Origin of the sequence: Flavobacterium sp. MEB061 (assembly GCF_000834715.1) — a bacterium.
Lineage (GTDB): Bacteria > Bacteroidota > Bacteroidia > Flavobacteriales > Flavobacteriaceae > Flavobacterium > Flavobacterium pectinovorum.
The window spans coordinates 1-734 of the sequence record NZ_JXQR01000035.1 but is presented as its reverse complement, the minus strand read 5'-3'; the positions used below and the strand labels follow the sequence as shown (position 1 = coordinate 734).

At 39.6% G+C, this 734-nt stretch carries 1 protein-coding gene; it reads left to right on the top strand.

Features of this window, described 5'->3' with window-relative positions; all coding sequences use genetic code 11:
• The coding region (locus tag RT99_RS15315; protein WP_042565638.1) for a hypothetical protein at positions 1–734 on the top strand (734 nt) is incomplete at both ends.

The window sequence follows — 734 nt, the reverse complement described above, 5'->3', positions numbered from 1 at the left end:
AAAGCTCCGTTAACTTATAGTATTGATGGAACATCATTCCAAACCAGTAATGTATTTAATGTTCCAGCCGGAACTTATACCGTTACGGTAAAAGATGCCAACGGATGTACAGCTACAGCTACATCTGCATTAATAATTTATCCACAATTAGTAGCTGCATCATCAGTTACTAAAGAACTAGATTGTACGGCTACACCTGCAGCTACTATAACAGTTGCACTTTCAGGTGGTAGAGGGCCATATACATATACAGTTACTAAAGGCAGCGGAACACCAAGTGCTCCAAGCGCTCCAATAGCTGGACCAACGTTTACATATACAGTTACGGCTGCCAATGTAGACAGTTATACTTTTGTAGTAACAGATGCCAATACATGTTCGACTTCTACAACTACTGCAGTTATTGCCATTGCAAACCCAACAGTTACAGAAACGCATATCAATCCATCATGTGATGGAGGAAATAATGGTTCGGTAGAATTAACAGGTGCTGGAGGATCAGGAGGATATACGTATAGTAGAGATAATATAACGTATGTTCCAAATGGTACATTTACAGGATTGGCTGCAGGTTCTTATACATTCTATGTAAAAGACAGTAAAGGTTGTACAGGAAGCGTTAGTATTACTTTGACAGCTCCAGCACAATTAGCAGCAACGGTTACTGCAGTTCCATTCTCTTGTAATGCTTCAAATGGAAAAGTTGCCGGAACAATAACAGTAAATGTTACTGC